Source organism: Nocardia aegles, from assembly GCF_052545135.1.
In genome coordinates this window covers 79,193-96,458 of the sequence record NZ_JBQWRI010000006.1, presented here as the reverse complement: position 1 = coordinate 96,458, position 17,266 = coordinate 79,193, and the positions used below count along the sequence as shown (strand labels likewise).

Here is a 17,266-nt window from a genome sequence, read left to right as displayed (position 1 = left end):
TCACTCCAGCTCGGTGGCCGCGGACCGCAGCGCTCCGGCGTGTGCGGCGTCGGTCTCGGTGAGGACGGCCGCCGCCCCGGTGGCCGCGCCGCCCATGCTGGTCAGCACCGCCGACAGCTGGCCGATCGAGGCCACGTGCCCGGCGTGCGCCGCGGCGTAGGCCGCCATGAAGTCACCGCCGATCAGCCCCATGATCGGGCCGAGCAAGGCGGGCTCCGCCGCCGCGGCGCTCGCTCCGGCCGCCGCCATCTCACCCGCCATGACGTGGGCGGTCGCGCCATAGGCCGCGATGCCTTCGGTATCCGCCGACATCTTTCGCATCAGAGCTTCCCCCATCTGTTGTTCCCAGGCAGAGTACGTCATCTACTTGGTTCGACGCGCGCTGTCGCGTTTCGGTTCCGCCGCTTCGAAAAAAAGTCCGGTGGCGTCCAGCGGTGCGTTCTCGACCGACCTTATCGTTCCCTCATGCGCACCCACACCGTGGACCATCCACTCGTCGCCGCCCTGCTCACCGCCATGCGGGACGAGCGAACCCCGAATCCGGCTTTCCGTGCCGCACTACGGGATCTGACCGGGATCCTGATCTACGAGGCGCTGCGCGACGCGGAGGTGGAGCGCTTCGAGATCGTCACCCCGGTCGCTCCCACCGAAGGCGTCCGGCTGGCCCACCCGCCGCTGCTGGTTCCGGTACTGCGCGCCGGACTCGGCATGGTCGACGCGGCCGCCGAGCTGATCCCGGATGCCAGAATCGGATTCGTCGGTCTCGCCCGTGACGAGGACACCCACCTGCCGGTGCCCTACATGGAATCGCTGCCCGCGGATCTCGCCGGGTTGCCGGTCTTCGTGCTCGACCCGATGCTGGCCACCGGCGGCTCGATGCGGCACACCCTGCAACTGCTCGCGGCCCGGGGCGCCACCGACATCACCGCGGTGTGCGTCGTCGCCGCTCCGGAAGGCATTGCGGCACTGTCCGACTCGGGCCTGCCGGTGCGGCTGGTCACCGCCGTGGTCGACGCGGGCCTGAACGAGAACGCCTATATCGTTCCGGGCCTCGGCGACGCGGGCGACAGGCAATTCGGCCCGCGCTGAACTGCTGACGAAGGCGGGTCAGAACTTCTGGCAGAAGTCGCGCAGCGCGCAAAGGCGTTCCCGTGCGGCGGCTCGCGCGGCCGGAAGATCGGCGCGTGAGCCGACCGGTTCGACCACCTCCAGGTAGCACTTGAGCTTCGGTTCGGTGCCGGAAGGGCGAACGACCACGCGGGACGAAACACCCTGGAAAATCATTGCGTCGGTACGCATCTGGCCCCGCACCCGGAGCTGATCGGTGTACTCCACCGGCTCGCCCGCGATCTCGTGCGGCGGATCGGCCCGCAACCGCTCGACCGCGGCGGCCGCCTCGGCGGCCGAGACGAGCCGCAGCGACACCTGATCGCCCGCGTGCACGCCGAATTCCACCGCGTAGTCGTCGAGTTCGTCGTTCAGGTCGCGGCCCGCGGCCTTCAGCCGGGCCACCAGGTCGGCGGCCAGCACCGCGGCCGAGATTCCGTCCTTGTCCCGGACCGCCGCCGGGTCCACGCAGTGGCCGATCGCCTCCTCGTAGGCGTACACCAAGCCGTCCCCCGCCCGGGCCAGCCATTTGAATCCCGTGAGCGTTTCCGCGTAGCGGCCACCGCGCGCCCGCGCCAGCTTCGACAGCAGCCGCGAGGACACGATGGTCGTGGCCACCAGCGCATCTTCCGGGGCGGTGCGCAGTACGCAATCGCCGAGGAGCACGCCGGTCTCGTCGCCGCGCAACATCCGCCAGGTGCCGTCCGGGCGCGGGACGCCGACCGCGCACCGGTCGGCGTCCGGATCGAGGGCGATCGCCATATCCGCGCCGACCCGGGCCGCCGTCGCGAGCAACAGATCGGTCGCACCGGGCTCTTCCGGGTTGGGGAACGCGACGGTGGGGAAGTCGGGGTCCGGTTGGAACTGCTCGTCGACCACATGGATGTCGGCGAAACCCGCGGCCCGGAGCGCGTCGACAGCGAGGTCGCCGCCGACGCCGTGCAGCGGGGTGAGCGCGATCCGGATTCCGGCGCGCTCGCCCGGTCCGCCGATCCGGTGGGGCAGTCCGGCGACGCGCTCGAGGTAGCGCCGCACGACCTCGTCGCCGGCGGGGGTGACCGGCGCCCGGTCGATCGGCTCGGTGACCGCCTCGATGCAGCGCTCGATCTCGGCGTCGGCCGGGGCGATCAGCTGTGCTCCGCCGTCGAGGTAGACCTTGTAGCCGTTGTCGGTGGCTGGATTGTGCGAGGCGGTGACCTGCACGCCCGCGACCGCGCCCAGCTCACGCACCGCGTACGCGACCACAGGCGTGGGCAGCGGACGCGGCAGCAGCGTCACCGGGAAGCCCGCGGCGGCGAAGATCTCCGCGGCCGCCGCGGCGAACTCGGCGGAACCGTACCTGGCGTCGCGTCCGACGACCACCGGGCCACCGCCGAGGCAGCGCGTGCGCAGCCATGCCACGAGTCCGGCGGTCGCCCGGCTCACCGTGGTGACGTTCATGCCGTCCGGGCCGTCGCGCAGCGGTCCGCGCAGGCCCGCCGTGCCGAAGCGCAGCATCTACACCCGTTCCAGCACGCCGCGCAGCAGTTTGCCGAGCCGGGGCGCCGCGGCGTGGCCTTCGGCCAGCACCTCCGCGTGGGACAGATGCGCGCCCGTGACCCCCGCGGCCAAGTTGGTCACCAGCGAGACGCCCAGCAGCCGGGCGCCGAGCGCACGGCAGGCGATGGCCTCGAGCACCGTGGACATGCCGACCAGATCCGCGCCGATGGTGCGCAACATCCGGATCTCGGCGGGTGTCTCATACTGCGGACCGGTGAGGCCCGCGTAGACACCCTCGGCCAGGCTCGGATCGATCTCCCTCGCCAGCGCCCGCAACTCCGGATCCCAGGCGTCGACCAGGTCGACGAAGGTCGCGCCTACCAGCGGCGTGCGGCCGGTCAAGTTGAGATGGTCGCTGATCAGCACCGGCTCACCCACCCGGAGACCGGATCGGATACCGCCCGCGGCGTTGGTCAGTACGACGATCTCCGCGCCCGCCGCCACCGCCGCCGCCACCGGGTGCACCACATCGGCGGGCTGATAGCCCTCGTAGAGGTGCTGGCGGCCCATCAACAGCAGTACGTCGTTGTCGTCCACCTGGACGGAGTGGATCATGCCGACATGGCCCCGTGCGGTCGGCGTCCCGAAACCGGGCAGCTCCGGCATCGGCACCGACGCCCGCGGCGCCCCGATCTCCGCGGCCGCGTCCTGCCAGCCGGACCCCAGCACCACCGCGACCCGGTGACGTGACACTCCCGTACGTTCGGCGATCGCCTCGGCGGCCTGTTCGGCAAGCATGATGGTCACCATAGCTGTGTTTGATTGCCGCGACTTTGTCGCGGCGTGTTCGCGGCCCCTTTGTGGCTCGCGTGTGCGCGGCCGCCGCTTGCTCCTTCGTCGCTTGCGCGGCGGCCGCGCACACGCGAGCCGGGCCGCGAACGGCGCATGCTCGGTCTCGCTGACACGAAAATTGAATTTCCCCACCCACGCAGGAGCGCGCAGCGCCCCTGAACAGCTTCGCTCGAGAGTCGTAGTTGGGGTGCGCTGGGCGCGTTGTGTTCGAGCCGCGGGGCGCAGGGGCGCGCGGTTCAGAAACCTTTATTGGTTGCCGTGCCTTCGGGGATGGTTGTCCGACGGGCCGCTGCCTGTCTTTCGGTGGTGGTTCGGTGCGCGGTTGATCGTCGTGGTACGCGGTCGACTGCTACCCGTGAGTAGGGGTCGGGCGCGGCCCGTTACGCTGCATCGCATGCCGTATCTGGAACGTCAAGGGGAGGTTTTCGTCGTCTACCTCGGGGCCGAGGCGCAGACGGACGGCGAGAACCGTTTCCACCCGGATTGGATCGACGCGTTTCATGGGTTGCTGGACGAGGTGGAGAGCTCCGCGGGGCCTGCCGCGCTGGTGACGACGGCGACCGGGAAGTTCTTCAGCAACGGTCTGGACACCGATTGGCTGTTCGGCAACCTGGACAAGATGCACGGCTATCTCGATCGCGTGCACTCGCTCTACACCCGCCTGCTCGCCTTCCCGCTGCCGACCGTCGCGGCGATCAACGGCCATGCCTTCGGCGCGGGCGCCATGCTGGCCACCTCGCACGATTTCCGGGTGATGCGCGCCGATCGCGGCTTCTACTGCCTGCCCGAGGTGCACCTGGGCATGCCGTTCACTATCGGGATGAACGCCCTGCTCACCGAGCGGCTGACCAATCAGGTCTGCGTTCGGGCGATGACCACCGGCCATCGCTACCCGGCCGACGAGGCGATCGCCGCGGGCATCGTGGACGGCAAGGCCGAAGCCGGCGAATTGCTCCCGACCGCCGTCCAGTGGGCCGCGGCACTGGCGAGCAACCGCAAACCCAACCTGCCGGTGATCAAGCGCGCGCTGCACGCGAAAGCGCTGGCCGGCCTCGCGGTGCCGACCACCCCGGAGAACTTGGCCTTCGGCGCGAACTGACCCGCCTACACCAAGGCGCCCAGCGCACCTCGACCACGACTTTCGAGCGCAGCGGGACCGGGCATCCACACCAGCACCGCCGCGAACACGCAGCGCCGCGGGCGCCGCAAAACCAAATACCTGCGAGACTGTGTTGCATGCCACCATCGCGCAGCGGGCGCCAGGAAGCGCAGCACGACGGCAACGCAGTCCGCGGGGTCGACGCCACCGCTCGCGGTGACGCCGCGATCCGCGCCGCGTCCGCCGAGCTGATCGCGCTCTCGCATGCGATTCACGACGAGCCGGAGCTGGCGTTCGAGGAGACCCGTAGCGCCGCCAAGACCATCGCACCGCTCGCCGAGCGCGGCTTCGAGATCGAGGTCGGCGTCGCCGAACTGCCCACGGCCTTCCGCGCACGCTACGGCAGCGGCTCGCTGACCGTCGGCATCTGCGCCGAATACGACGCTCTTCCCGAGATCGGCCACGCCTGCGGGCACAACATCATCGCCGCCTCCGCGGTGGGCGCGGCTCTCGGGCTCGCCGAGGTCGCCGACGCGCTGGACCTGACCGTGCTGGTGTTCGGCACCCCGGCCGAGGAGAGCGGCGGTGGCAAGGTGCTCATGCTGGAACGCGGCGTGTTCGACGATGTCGCGATGGCGATGATGGTGCATCCGGGCCCGCTCGACATCGTCGGCGCCCGCTCGCTGGCTCTGGCCGACCTGTCGGTGGTCTTCCACGGGCGCGAGGCGCACGCCAGCGCGGCGCCGGAGCACGGCCGAAACGCGGGCGACGCGGTCACCGTCGCACAGGTCGCCCTCGGGTTGCTGCGGCAGCATCTCCTGCCCGGCCAGCAACTGCACGGTATAGTCGGCGACGGTGGCGTAGCTCCCAACATCGTGCCCGGACGTGCGGAATTGCTGTATTACCTACGCGCAGTCGACTCCGCATCCCTCGACGATCTGATGCGACGAGCATCGGCTTGCTTCGAGGCGGGCGCCCTCGCGACCGGCTGCACCCATGAGATCCGGACGCTCGCGCCGACCTATACCGAGTTGACCCCGGATCCGGAGTTGTTGCTCGTCTATCGCGAGCAGCTCACCGGATCCGGACGCGTGCCACTCGCTCCGGAGTTCGAGGCGCAACGGCCGCTGGGCAGCACCGATATGGGCAACGTCACCAATGTCATTCCGGGGATTCACCCGGTCATCGGCATTGATGCCGGTGGTGCGGTGACACATCAGCCCGGCTTCGCCGCGGCCAGCGTCAACGCCTCGGCGGATCGCGCGGTCCTCGATGGTGCGCTCGCGCTCGCGCGTACCGCGATCGCCGTCGCCCGCGATGACATCCATAGAGACAGGTTGTTGCAACGGCTAGTTCAACGACAGGAGGACATTCGGTGAGCACAACCGGCCGTTCTGCGGCGCCGGCGCCGGGCCCGGCAGCGGGCATCCGTGTGGCCACGGAGGGCCCCGGCAGCTCCGCGGTGTCGGAAACCGGGGGATCAGGACGGGAAGCGGTGGAGTCGTGGTTGGCCGATCACACGGTCGATCTCGTCCAGTGGCGCAGGCACATCCACGCCAATCCGGAACTGTCCAGGACCGAGTTCGGCACCACCGAGTTCGTCTCGGCGTGGTTGACCAAGGCGGGGCTGACGCCGCAGGTGCTGCCCGGCGGCACCGGACTGATCTGTGACATCGGACCGGACGGACCGCGGATCGGCCTGCGCGCCGACATGGACGCGCTGCCGCTGCAGGAGTTCACCGGACTGCCCTTCGCTTCGACCGTCCCCGGAGTGGCACACGCGTGCGGCCATGACGCGCACACCACCATCCTGCTCGGCACGGCGCTGGCGTTGGCCGAGGTGCCGGAGCTGCCGGTCGGCGTGCGGCTGGTCTTCCAGCCTGCCGAGGAGGTCATGCCGGGTGGCGCGATCGACGTGGTCGCCACCGGCGCGATGACCGGCGTGGAGCGGATCTTCGCGCTGCACTGCGACCCGCGCCTGGAGGTCGGCCGGGTGGGTATCCGCGTGGGCGCGATCACCTCCGCCGCCGACACCATCGAGCTGGTGCTCGACTCGCCCGGCGGCCATACCTCGCGTCCGCACCTGACCAGTGACCTGGTCTACGCGATCGGCTCGGTCATCACCGGCCTGCCCGGCCTGCTCAGCCGCCGTATCGACCCGCGCACCAGCACCGTGATGGTGTGGGGCGCGGTGAGCGCGGGCAAGGCGCCGAACGCCATTCCGCAGACCGGCATGCTCACCGGCACCATCCGCACCGGAGATCACGCGACCTGGTCCTTGCTGGAGCCGATGGTGCGGGAGATCGTCGACGGCCTGCTCGCCCCGACGGGTGTGCGGTACCAGCTCAACTACCGGCGCGGCGTGCCGCCGGTGGTCAACGACGAGCACTCCACCCGCATCTTCGAGGACGCCATTCGCGCGCTGGGTCCCGATGCGCTGGCCGACACTCCGCAGTCCGGGGGCGGCGAGGACTTCTCCTGGTATCTGGAGGAGGTGCCGGGCGCGATGGCGCGCCTGGGCGTCTGGTCCGGCGAGGGCGAACAGCTGGATCTGCACCAGCCGACCTTCGACATCGACGAACGGGCGCTCGCGGTCGGCGTCCGGGTGCTCAGCAACCTCGCGCTCGGCGCGGGCCCGGTCTGATTCCAGCGCCTGCGGCACTGGGTGTTCGCGGCCACTTTGTGGCTCGCGTCCGAGTGGGCGAGACTCGCGCCTGCGGCGCATGCGCTTCGCCCACTCGGACGCGAGCAGGACCGGGAATGGTGTTCGACGGCCTCGCACCCGAACGGGGCGGGGAGTGGGCCGCCGGCGTTACGGGTGTACGCGCCCGGTCAGCCGAAGTTGCCCGGGCCGACGTTGCGGCTGTTGCGGGTGCGTAGGGCGTGTACGTAATCCTCTGGCGCACCGGCCTTTTCGGCGGCATCGGCGATCACGCCGAGGTAGCGGGCCGAGGGCAGGCCGCCCTCGTAGGCATCCAGGACGTACAGCCAGGCCAGTGTGGGTTCGCCACCGTCGCCGTTGCGGGTCACGCGCAGGCGGATCTTCTTGTGGATGCCGAAGTCGGAGCCCTCCCAGCGGTCCAGCCGTTGCTCGTCCTCCGGGGACACGTCATAGAGCACGACGAACACCCGGGAACCGGGATCCTCGACGACCGTCGCGAGAGGCCCTTCCCAGCCGATATCGTCACCGGCGAAGGTGAGCCGCCAGCCCTCCAACCAGCCCGTCCCGGACATGGGGGAGTGCGGACAGCGCTCGAGCATCTGCGTCGAGTCCATATTGGACCCATAGGCGGCATAGATCGGCACCAGCAAAGGGTAGCCAATAACCTTCGCAGACCGCGTTCGATTGCCGCACCTGCGGCGCGCCGTCCGCTGGGGAACCGTTGCGCACCGGTAACGCGGTCGATAGTGCGGGGTGGCTGCCGGATAACGTTTACCCGTGCCGGAGATCCCGGTGCGAAGCACGAGCGGAGGTATCTATGACCCGCATCGCGATCATCGGTGGCGGACCGGCCGGCTATGAGGCCGCCCTGGTGGCGGCCCAACACGGAGCGTCGGTGACGGTGGTCGACTCCGACGGCATCGGCGGGGCATGCGTGCTGTGGGACTGTGTCCCCTCGAAGACCTTCATCGCCTCGACCGGCGTGCGCACCGACCTGCGCCGCGCTCGCGATCTGGGCATCACCCTGGACCCGGCCCAGGCGCACGTGCAACTGTCCGAGGTGAACGCGCGGGTCAAGGCTCTGGCGCTGGCCCAGTCCTCCGACATCCGCTCGAAACTGCAAACCGTCGGGGTGACCGTGCTGGCCGGATACGGCGAGCTGATCGATCCGGGCACTGGCTTGGCCGCGCACCGAGTGCTGGCCAAGCTGGCCGACGGCGCGCAGCAGATCATCGAGGCCGAGGTCGTGCTGATCGCGACCGGCGCGAGCCCGCGGGTGCTGCCGGGGGCGGAACCGGACGGTGAGCGGATCCTCAACTGGCGTCAGCTCTACGACCTGGAGGAACTGCCGGAGACCTTGGTGGTCGTCGGTTCCGGTGTGACGGGTGCGGAATTCGTCTCCGCCTACACCGAGATGGGCGTGCGGGTGAGATTGGTCTCGAGCCGCGACCGGGTGCTGCCCGGCGAGGACGCCGACGCGGCGCTCGTGCTGGAAGATGCGCTCGCCGAGCGGGGCGTCGAACTGGTCAAGCACGCGCGCGCCGACGCCGTGGAGCGCACCGCCGACGGCATCGTGGTCAAGCTCTCCGACGGGCGTACCGTCGCCGGCTCGCACGCGTTGATGACCGTCGGCTCGACACCCAACACCGCAGGCCTCGGGCTGGAGAAGGTCGGCATCGAACTCGATCGCGGCGGCTATCTGCGGGTGGACCGCGTGTCGCGCACCTCGGCACCGGGCATCTACGCCGCGGGTGACTGTACCGGCCTGCTGCCGCTGGCCTCGGTGGCCGCGATGCAGGGGCGCATCGCGATGTACCACGCGCTCGGGGAAGGCGTGAACCCCATCCGCCTGAAGACCGTCGCGTCCGCGGTGTTCACCCGGCCGGAGATCGCGACCGTCGGCGTCAGCCAGACCGCGATCGACAATGGTGAGGTACCCGCGCGCACGGTGATGCTGCCGTTGAACACCAACCCGCGCGCCAAGATGTCCGGACTGCGACGCGGTTTCGTCAAGATCTTCTGCCGTCCGGCGACCGGCGTGGTGATCGGTGGCGTCGTGGTCGCGCCGATCGCCTCGGAACTGATCCTGCCGATCGCCCTTGCCGTGCAGAACAATCTGACGGTCAACGACCTGGCCCAGACCTTCTCGGTGTACCCGTCACTCACCGGTTCGGTGACCGAGGCGGCGCGTTTGCTGATGCGGCACGACGACCTGGGCTGAGCTCCGTTCGGCGTGTCCGGTGCCGTGTCCCGTCCCGGACATCGGGCCGGGTGAACCCCGGTCGGGGCGGGCACGGGACGCGTGCGGTCTTGCCACCCTTGGCTATTCGTCGCGTTGCCCATCGTGCGAACATGTGGTTCACTCTCGGCAGAGATGCGATCGGCTGGACGGTCGCGGAGTTCGGTGTGGGGGGATAGGTCCTTTCCAAATCGGCACGAGCGAACGGCCCGGGCCGTTCGGCGATCAGGCGTCTCACCCAGGGACAACTGCACGCGGCCTGCCGGGCCGCACCCGGGAAGGAAATTGCGAAAAGTGAAACATCGTAAGCCGAGTCGGGCGCAGCGAGCGATGGCGAGCACCTCGCTGCCACTGGCCACTGCGGCTGCCGTGGCCACTCTCTTCGCTGCGCCGGCGGGGGCGGCTCCCAACGATCCGACCACTCCGCCGACGCCTGCTCCGGCGCAGCCGGGCGTGAACGAGTCGGCGCCGAGCACACCGGAGACCACTCAGCCGGCGCCGAACAAGCCGGACTCCAAGCAGGATCCGCAGAAGCCGGAGAGCAAGCCCACACCGAGCCAGCCCGGTGTCACCACCCCGGAGTCGGATCATGTCGGGCCGGACCAGAAGGACCCGAAGCTGGCCAAGCCGACCCAGCCGGGTGTGACTCCGCCGCGCGTCGCGCCGCTGCCGGTCCCCGGTCAGCAGAAGCCGAGCGAGCCGCTGCCCGCGGTCGCGCCGGATCAGGCCGCGCCGCAGCCGGGGCAGCAGTCGACTCCACAGCCGGGTCAGCAGACCACTCCGCGGCCGGGTCAGCAAGCCGCGCCGCAGCCGGGTCAGCAGGCCACTCCGCAGCAGGGCACCCAGAACGACAACGCCCAGGCGCGGCAGCCGGAGAGCTCCACGCTGGTGCAGCCGCAGGCGCAGCCACGCTGGCAGGCGCCGCGTCTGGAGTCGGCCCCGGCCGCTCCGGTCGTGGAGATGACCGGCCCGCACGCGGAGATCGGCGCGAACATCGACGGCGGCACCCTCCTCCCGGGCCACGTGGCCAACACCCACCACTTCAGCAACGAGGCCGGTTACGTCGGCACCATCGGCTACCGCACGCCGACCGGCTCGGGTGAAGCGGGCGTCTCGGTGGAGTTCATCGACAAGAACACCGTGAAGCTGACCACCTACACCGGTGGGGAGGGCTTGGCCTCGAACAACACCACCACGGTGCTCGACACCACCCAGCTGAACCAGGCCAAGGCCGCGGTGGAGAACTGGATTCGGGAGCAGCCGGGCGGAGCTGCCGCCCTGGATGCCGCCGCACAGGTTAAGCTTCCGCTTCAGCCGGGCGATTTCGCTCCGCAGACCGTCGGCGTGGGTGGTGTCACCACCCAGTGGGGTGGTTCACTCCAGTACTGACGTGCTGTTCTCGACGGGTGGGGCGGTCGTTCGCGGCCGCCCCACTTGTGTGTCCTGGGAAAGGATTGGGTGTGACCTCCGAGGGTGATGCGAGGGAGAACGAATCCGACCAGTCCGGTTCGGAGTTCGGTCCGTCGTTGGGGAAATTCGGACCGCCGGTTTCCGAATTCGGTCCGCCTGTTTCGGAGTTCGGTCCGCCTGTTTCGGAGTTCGGTCCGCCTGTTTCGGAGTTCGGTCCGCCTGTTTCGGAGTTCGGTCCGCCTGTTTCGGAGTTCGGTCCGCCGATGGGGGCCGACACCGGCCCGCGCTGGCAGGTGCCACAGGAGCCCACCGATCACCCGGAACTGACTTGGCGGCCCGCGGGCGAGCCGGAAACGACACCCGCACTGCCGTCGCAGTTCCGCGCGCCGGATTCCACGGTCTACGCCGGACCTGCCTCCGCAGCCCCTGAGCAGCCTTTCGCCGAAGCAGAGGCGGAGCAGTCCACGGGCGGCGAGCCGCAGGCGTCCTGGTGGAACCAGCCGACCGCGGAGGGGGGCGTGCCGAAACCTCCGGCGCCGTCCGAATCGGGGCTGTCCTGGGCCGAGGACCCGATCGCCATGCGGTTGGCGCTGCGCGTGCCCACCACACCGGAGCCTGCCCGGCGCAAGAACTCCTCGCCTCGCCGGATCGTGCTCGGTGTGGTCGCGGCGGCCGTGGTGCTGATCGCGCTGACGGTGACCATCATCGTGTCCGGCGGCGGCGATGACGGCGAGAGCGGCACGGCTGCCGGGGGCGCCACCAGCACCGTGGCGGTGGACTGCCCGTCCCGCACCGAGGGCAAGGTCACCTTCGGCAACGGCCCGGGCGATACGAGCAGTGGGGTCCGGGCGATTCTCGGCTTCGAGCACGCGTACTACTCCGAGCGCAGCGCTACCCGCGCGCACACCTTCGTGGCACCGGGCGCGAACGTCGAGCCACCCGCCGACCTGCAGAAAACCATCGACCAGCACATCCCGCAGGGCACGGCCTATTGCCTGCGGATCGCGGAGATCACGCCCGATCGCTTCAACGTCGAGATCACCGAGCGCCATCCCGACGGCACCGAGGCCCAGTATTTCCCGGTGTTCACGACCATGACCCTGGACGGACGGACCCTCATCTACCTGATCGATTGAGTCCGCTCCAATATTTCTCATATATTGGGAATTTGATTTCATATTTTGGTAGGCGATGTGAAACAGTGAGGACACGCGTACCGTGGCGTCCTTCTGGAGGTTTCATGTCGGCGATCACTCCACCCTTGGCCCGGCGTCTCGACGGCCTGACGAGTTCGGCGATTCGTGATCTGCTGAAGGTAGCCGCGCGCGACGACGTCATCAGCCTGGCCGGTGGCCTGCCCGACGAACAGTTGATGCCGCGGGACCGGATCGCCCGGGCAGCGGAGTCGGCGCTGGCGGACCGCGCGCGTCTGCAGTACACCGAATCAGCCGGGTGGGGTCCGTTGCGTGACGTGCTCGCAGCGCGCGAGACGCAGCGGCTCGGGCGGCCGGTGGCGCTGGCGGAGGTGTTCGTCACCCACGGTTCGCAGCAGGCGTTGTCGCTGCTGGCCGAGGTGTTGCTGGATCCGGGCGCGCTCGTGGTGGTGGAGGATCCGGCATACGTCGGTGCGTTGCAGGTGTTCCAGGCCGCTGGATCGCGCGTCGTGACGGTCCCGCTGGACGCCGAGGGAATGCGGGTCGACGTGCTGGCCGAACTGCTGGGCCGCGGCGAGCGGCCTGCGGTGGTGCACACGGTGAGCAACTTCCACAATCCGCGCGGTGTCACCATGAGCCCGCAGCGTCGACGGGAGCTCGCCGAGCTCGCCGGCCGGTTCGGGTTCTGGGTGATCGAGGACGATCCCTACGGCGAGCTGTGGTTCGACCGGCCGTCGCCGGAGCCGATCGCGACGTATTCGCCCAACGTGATCCGGCTGTCCAGCGCGTCGAAGATTCTCGCGCCGACCCTGAGGGTGGGCTGGATGATCGCGCCTGACGCGGTATGCCGGGGCGTGGAGTTGCTGAAGCAGGGCGCGGACCTGTGTGGTTCGGCGCTGACCCAGCAGATCGCCGCCGATCTGCTCGCCGACGCGGACTGGCTGGCCGGGCACATCGAGGAGATCCGGCGGGTCTACGGTGCGCGTGCGCGCGTCCTGGTCGACGAGCTGCGCACCCGCTTCGGCGACCGGCTGGTGAGCACCGATGCCGCGGGCGGCATGTTCGTGTGGGTCGACTTCACCGATGGGACCGACACCGTGAACGTGCTGCCCCACGCCATCGATCTGGGCATCGCCTACGTCCCCGGCGAGGCGTTCGCGGTGTCGGGCGCCCATCGGAATTCGATGCGCCTGTGCTTCACCACCTCCGACGCGGCGACACTTCGAGAGGCGGTCGGGCGCTTGGCGCGCGCGATCGGGGAATAGCCAGGAACAGCCTCGGGACAGTGACTTCCGACCGGGCCCGCTCCTCGTCTCAGCTCTACGGTGTGGACCGTGCCGCACGACGCGTCGGCGGGTCGTGCGAGGAAACCCGGTGCGCTGGTCAGTCCACCCAGCCGTAGGTGCGCTCGACCGCCTTGTTCCACGCGGCGAAGCGCTCGTCCCGGTCCGCCTCCGGCATGGTCGGGTGCCAGGTCTTGTCGGCGGTCCAGTTGTCGCGGATGTCGTCGGTGCCCGACCAGTAGCCGACCGCGAGCCCGGCCGCGTACGCCGCGCCCAGCGCGGTGGTCTCGTTGACCACGGGGCGCACCACCGGCACGTCGAGGACATCGGATTGGAACTGCATGAGCAGATCGTTGGCGACCATGCCGCCGTCCACCTTCAGCGTGGTCAGCTCCAAGCCGAGCCGCTGGGACTCGGCGTCCGCGCGCATCGCGTCGACCACCTCGCGGGTCTGGAACGCGGTGGACTCCAGCACCGCGCGCGCCAAGTGCGCTTTGGTGACGAAACGGGTGAGACCGGCGATCACGCCGCGCGCGTCCGGACGCCAGCGGGGCGCGAAGAGTCCGGAGAAGGCGGGCACGATGTAGGCGCCGCCGTTGTCCTCGACGCTGCGGGCCAGTGGCTCGATCTCGTCGGCGGAGGAGATGATGCCGAGATTGTCGCGGAACCACTGCACCAGCGAGCCAGTCACCGCGATGGAGCCCTCCAGGGCGTATACCGCGTCCGCGTCACCCAGGCGGTAACACACCGTGGTGAGCAGTCCGTGCTTGCTGAACACCGGCGTGGTCCCGGTGTTCAGCAACATGAAATTGCCGGTACCGTAGGTGTTCTTGGCCTCGCCGGGCGACAGGCACGCTTGGCCGAAAGTGGCGGCCTGCTGGTCGCCGAGGATGCCCGCCACCGGCACCCCGGCCAGTGGGCCGGAACCGATCGGCGCGTAGACCTCCGAGGAACTGCGCACCTGCGGAAGCATCGACTCCGGCACGCCGAACTCCCGGCAGATCGCCGAATTCCACTGCAACGAGCGCAGATCCAGCAGCATGGTGCGCGAGGCATTGGTCACGTCGGTGATGTGCTCGCCGGTGAGCTTCCACAACACCCAGCTGTCGACGGTGCCGAAGCACAGCTCGCCCGCCTCCGCTCGTTCCCGGACGCCCGGCACGTTGTCCAGGATCCAGCGCAGCTTCGGCCCGGCGAAATAGGTGGACAGCGGCAGGCCGGTGCGGTCCTGGTAGCGGCCGGGTCCGGCATCGCCGCCCAACTCGGCGCACAGGCGGTCGGTGCGGGTGTCCTGCCATACGATCGCATTGTAGACCGGGCGGCCGGTCTCGCGATCCCACACCACGGTCGTCTCGCGCTGATTGGTGACACCCACCGCGGCGATGTCACCGGCGCCGAGGCCGCTGCGCTCGAGAACGTCGCTGAGGACGAATTCGGTATTGCGCCAGATGGTTTCGGGATCGTGCTCCACCCAGCCCGGTTGCGGGAAGATCTGCTCGTGCTCCCGCTGGGCGACGCCGACGACGCGCCCCTGCCGGTCGAAGACGATGCACCGACTCGAGGTCGTGCCCTGGTCGATGGCGGCCACATAGCGACGCATGCTGTGATTTTATTTGGCGGTGTTCGATTTCCAGCGCGTTCGGCGCTGGGTGTTCGCGGCTCTGTGGTGGTTCACGGGTGCGCGGCGACCCGCGTAGACGCGAGCCGGGCCGCGAACGGCGCATGCTCGGTCTGAAACCTGTGGGGGTGTGCTGGGCGTGTCGGTCTCGAAGCTCGCTGCCAGGTGTGCGCGGTTCCGGGCTGTCGCGTCCGCCCGCACAGCGAGTGGGGCCGTGAGCGGAACAGGTTCGGATTCGCTTTGCTGGGCACCCGCAGTCGAGGTGCGCTGGGGCGTCGGTACCCCAGCGGAACGCCCGTGCCGCAAACTGAGCAATGCTCGGGTCTCGATCCGGCCGTAGAGGGGCCGCCTGGTGCGGTGGTCTTCCGTGACGCGATGTCCGGAGACCGCCGAGGCGTGGGGGCGGATATCCGGTCGGTGAGTCCGGGCCGCGGTGTCGGGTGCCTCACTGGGCTGTTGGTGATGGTTCGCCGCTCGGCTAGGGTTGGACTTGCTACCGATGAGTAGGCCGAGGCGACACGGATCGGGTGCGGGTGGTCGATTCGCGCGGTTCGCCTAGCCTGGAGCCGAACGCTCGATCGGACACATCCGCGTCGGCTGGAGGAGTCGAGCATGGCCAAGAAACCGGAATCGCAGCTTCTCGGCCCGGAGCAGCGCACTGCGGCCTGGGAGCGCTTCGGCAAGGATCATTTCGATGTGGTCGTCGTAGGTGGGGGCGTGGTGGGAGCCGGGATCGCGTTGGACGCGGCGACCAGAGGTTTGCAAGTCGCTTTGGTCGAAGCCCGCGATTTCGCGTCCGGGACTTCCAGCCGGTCGTCGAAGATGTTCCACGGCGGGCTGCGATACCTCGAGCAGTTGGAGTTCGGATTGGTGCGCGAGGCGCTGCGCGAGCGCGAGCTCACGTTGTCCATGCTGGCGCCGCACCTGGTCAAGCCGCTGCGCTTCCTGTACCCGCTGACGAACCGGGTGTGGGAGCGTCCGTACGTGGCGGCGGGGCTGGTCCTGTACGACACCATGGGCGGGGCGAAATCCGTTCCAGGGCAACGACATCTCACGCGCGCGGGCGCGTTGCGGCTGGCGCCCGGGCTACGGCGCGACTCGCTGATCGGCGGTGTCAGCTACTACGACACGGTCGTCGACGACGCGCGCCACACCATGATGGTGGCGCGCACGGCCGCCCACTACGGCGCGGTGATCCGCACCTCCACACAGGTAGTCGGATTCCTGCGGGAGGCGGACCGGGTGGTCGGCGTGAAGGTGCGCGACACCGAGGACGGCTGCGCGGGCGAGGTCCGTGGACACGTGGTGATCAACGCGACCGGCGTGTGGACCGACGAAGTCCAAGCGCTGTCGCATCAGCGCGGTCGGTTCCACGTGCGGGCGTCCAAAGGCGTGCACATCGTGGTGCCCCGCGACCGAATAGTGAGTGACACCGCGATCATCCTGCGCACCGCGACCTCGGTGCTGTTCGTCATCCCGTGGGGCGCGCATTGGATCATCGGCACCACCGACACCGAGTGGAACCTCGACCTCGCGCATCCGGCCGCGACCAAGGCCGATATCGACTACTTGCTGGAACGCGTGAACGAGGTGCTGGTCACCCCGCTGACGCCCGACGACATCGACGGCGTGTACGCGGGCCTGCGGCCGCTGCTGGCCGGGGAGAGCGACGAGACCTCCAAGCTCTCGCGCGAACATGCCGTCGCACGGGTCGCGCCCGGCCTGGTCGGTATCGCGGGTGGCAAGTACACCACCTATCGTGTGATGGCCCTCGACGCGGTGGACGAAGCGGCGCAGGACATCCCGGCCCGGGTCTCGCCGTCGATCACGGCGAAGGTGCCGCTGCTCGGCGCCGACGGCTATTTCGCGCTGGTCAACCAGACGGTACAGCTCGCCGAGACCTATGGGGTGCATCCGTATCGGATCAAACACCTGCTGGATCGGTACGGTTCGCTGATCGCCGATGTCATGGCCTTTGCCGAGGACAAACCGGAACTGCTGCAACCGATTACGGACGCACCGTCCTATCTCCAGGTGGAGGCGGTCTACGCGGCGGCGGCCGAGGGCGCGCTGCATCTCGACGACATCCTGGCCCGGCGGACCCGGATCTCGATCGAGTACCCACATCGCGGCACCAACTGTGCGGAGCAGGTGGCCCAGCTGGTGGCACCCATCCTCGGCTGGGACGACGAGGAGATCGACCGGGAGGTGCGCACCTATCAGGCGCGGGTCGACGCGGAGATCCACTCGCAGACCCAACCGGACGACGCCTCCGCCGACGCCCTGCGGATCGCCGCGCCCGAACCGCGCCCGCAGATCCTGGAGCCGGTGCCGTCCGAGGGCTGAGCAGTGGGGACCGGAAC

Annotated in this window: 14 protein-coding genes; 9 read left to right on the top strand and 5 right to left on the bottom strand. The window is 69.4% G+C overall.

All coding sequences use genetic code 11. The annotated features are described in order from the left end of the window. Nucleotides 1-312 (bottom strand): hypothetical protein, encoded by a 312-nt coding sequence (locus ACT89H_RS18415; protein WP_445109858.1) that lies wholly within the window; start codon nt 310-312, stop codon nt 1-3. A gap of 153 nt (nt 313-465) precedes the next feature. Here ACT89H_RS18415 and upp point away from each other — a divergent pair, with 153 nt between their 5' ends. Then, nucleotides 466-1,089, top strand: a complete 624-nt coding sequence (gene upp, locus ACT89H_RS18410; protein WP_445109857.1) for a uracil phosphoribosyltransferase — start codon at nt 466-468, stop codon at nt 1,087-1,089. Nucleotides 1,090-1,107: 18 nt separating this feature from the next. On the opposite strand, the gene ACT89H_RS18405 is transcribed toward upp, so the two are convergent. Further along, nucleotides 1,108-2,604: a phospho-sugar mutase gene (locus tag ACT89H_RS18405; RefSeq protein ID WP_445109856.1), complete on the bottom strand. Its 1,497-nt coding sequence runs from the start codon at nt 2,602-2,604 to the stop codon at nt 1,108-1,110. Further along, entirely contained in the window at nt 2,605-3,396 is a 792-nt protein-coding gene (locus ACT89H_RS18400; protein WP_445109855.1) for a purine-nucleoside phosphorylase, read from the bottom strand. Nucleotides 3,397-3,832: 436 nt separating this feature from the next. Between ACT89H_RS18400 and ACT89H_RS18395 the strand changes: the two genes are divergently transcribed. The 3 genes from ACT89H_RS18395 to ACT89H_RS18385 all read left to right on the top strand — a co-directional run bounded on the left by ACT89H_RS18395 (nt 3,833) and on the right by ACT89H_RS18385 (nt 7,181). Further along, the gene (locus ACT89H_RS18395; protein ID WP_445109854.1) at nt 3,833-4,537 is read left to right on the top strand and encodes an enoyl-CoA hydratase-related protein; all 705 of its coding nucleotides are present in this window, start codon (nt 3,833-3,835) and stop codon (nt 4,535-4,537) included. 137 nt (nt 4,538-4,674) lie between these two features. After that, nucleotides 4,675-5,916, top strand: a complete 1,242-nt coding sequence (locus tag ACT89H_RS18390) for a M20 family metallopeptidase (RefSeq protein ID WP_445109853.1) — start codon at nt 4,675-4,677, stop codon at nt 5,914-5,916. Nucleotides 5,917-6,032: 116 nt separating this feature from the next. Further along, nucleotides 6,033-7,181, top strand: coding sequence for a M20 family metallopeptidase (locus ACT89H_RS18385; RefSeq protein WP_445110056.1), 1,149 nt, complete (start codon nt 6,033-6,035; stop codon nt 7,179-7,181). A gap of 188 nt (nt 7,182-7,369) precedes the next feature. On the opposite strand, the gene ACT89H_RS18380 is transcribed toward ACT89H_RS18385, so the two are convergent. Next, nucleotides 7,370-7,843 carry a gamma-glutamylcyclotransferase family protein gene (locus ACT89H_RS18380; protein WP_039796248.1) on the bottom strand — a complete coding sequence of 158 codons (474 nt, stop codon included), beginning with the start codon at nt 7,841-7,843 and terminating at the stop codon, nt 7,370-7,372. Between the two features lie 173 nt (nt 7,844-8,016). Here ACT89H_RS18380 and ACT89H_RS18375 point away from each other — a divergent pair, with 173 nt between their 5' ends. The 4 genes from ACT89H_RS18375 (at nt 8,017) to ACT89H_RS18360 (ending at nt 13,267) form a co-directional block, all read left to right on the top strand. After that, nucleotides 8,017-9,420 carry an NAD(P)H-quinone dehydrogenase gene (locus ACT89H_RS18375; RefSeq protein ID WP_445110055.1) on the top strand — a complete coding sequence of 468 codons (1,404 nt, stop codon included), beginning with the start codon at nt 8,017-8,019 and terminating at the stop codon, nt 9,418-9,420. Between the two features lie 312 nt (nt 9,421-9,732). Beyond that, entirely contained in the window at nt 9,733-10,827 is a 1,095-nt protein-coding gene (locus ACT89H_RS18370) for a hypothetical protein (RefSeq protein WP_445109852.1), read from the top strand. A gap of 284 nt (nt 10,828-11,111) precedes the next feature. Next, nucleotides 11,112-11,984, top strand: coding sequence for a DUF8176 domain-containing protein (locus ACT89H_RS18365; RefSeq protein ID WP_445109851.1), 873 nt, complete (start codon nt 11,112-11,114; stop codon nt 11,982-11,984). A 104-nt stretch (nt 11,985-12,088) separates the two neighbouring features. Beyond that, a complete protein-coding gene (locus ACT89H_RS18360; RefSeq protein ID WP_445109850.1) occupies nt 12,089-13,267 on the top strand; it encodes an aminotransferase-like domain-containing protein in 1,179 nt (392 codons plus the stop codon). A gap of 118 nt (nt 13,268-13,385) precedes the next feature. Here ACT89H_RS18360 and glpK read toward each other — a convergent pair whose 3' ends face one another. Further along, complete coding sequence (glpK, locus tag ACT89H_RS18355; protein ID WP_445109849.1) at nt 13,386-14,885, bottom strand: glycerol kinase GlpK; 1,500 nt, start codon at nt 14,883-14,885, stop codon at nt 13,386-13,388. Between the two features lie 630 nt (nt 14,886-15,515). Between glpK and ACT89H_RS18350 the strand changes: the two genes are divergently transcribed. Next, nucleotides 15,516-17,249 (top strand): glycerol-3-phosphate dehydrogenase/oxidase, encoded by a 1,734-nt coding sequence (locus tag ACT89H_RS18350; RefSeq protein WP_445109848.1) that lies wholly within the window; start codon nt 15,516-15,518, stop codon nt 17,247-17,249. Nucleotides 17,250-17,266 lie beyond the last annotated feature (17 nt).

Bases quoted from the DNA above. Each gene is read 5' to 3' on its own strand.
- glpK (WP_445109849.1), bottom strand. From the start codon at position 14,885: ATGCGTCGCTATGTGGCCGCCATCGACCAGGGCACGACCTCGAGTCGG.
- ACT89H_RS18400 (WP_445109855.1), bottom strand. From the start codon at position 3,396: ATGGTGACCATCATGCTTGCCGAACAGGCCGCCGAGGCGATCGCCGAA.
- upp (WP_445109857.1), top strand. From the start codon at position 466: ATGCGCACCCACACCGTGGACCATCCACTCGTCGCCGCCCTGCTCACC.
- ACT89H_RS18360 (WP_445109850.1), top strand. From the start codon at position 12,089: ATGTCGGCGATCACTCCACCCTTGGCCCGGCGTCTCGACGGCCTGACG.
- ACT89H_RS18415 (WP_445109858.1), bottom strand. From the start codon at position 312: ATGTCGGCGGATACCGAAGGCATCGCGGCCTATGGCGCGACCGCCCAC.
- ACT89H_RS18390 (WP_445109853.1), top strand. From the start codon at position 4,675: ATGCCACCATCGCGCAGCGGGCGCCAGGAAGCGCAGCACGACGGCAAC.
- ACT89H_RS18365 (WP_445109851.1), top strand. From the start codon at position 11,112: ATGGGGGCCGACACCGGCCCGCGCTGGCAGGTGCCACAGGAGCCCACC.
- ACT89H_RS18350 (WP_445109848.1), top strand. From the start codon at position 15,516: ATGGCCAAGAAACCGGAATCGCAGCTTCTCGGCCCGGAGCAGCGCACT.
- ACT89H_RS18405 (WP_445109856.1), bottom strand. From the start codon at position 2,604: ATGCTGCGCTTCGGCACGGCGGGCCTGCGCGGACCGCTGCGCGACGGC.
- ACT89H_RS18375 (WP_445110055.1), top strand. From the start codon at position 8,017: ATGACCCGCATCGCGATCATCGGTGGCGGACCGGCCGGCTATGAGGCC.
- ACT89H_RS18395 (WP_445109854.1), top strand. From the start codon at position 3,833: ATGCCGTATCTGGAACGTCAAGGGGAGGTTTTCGTCGTCTACCTCGGG.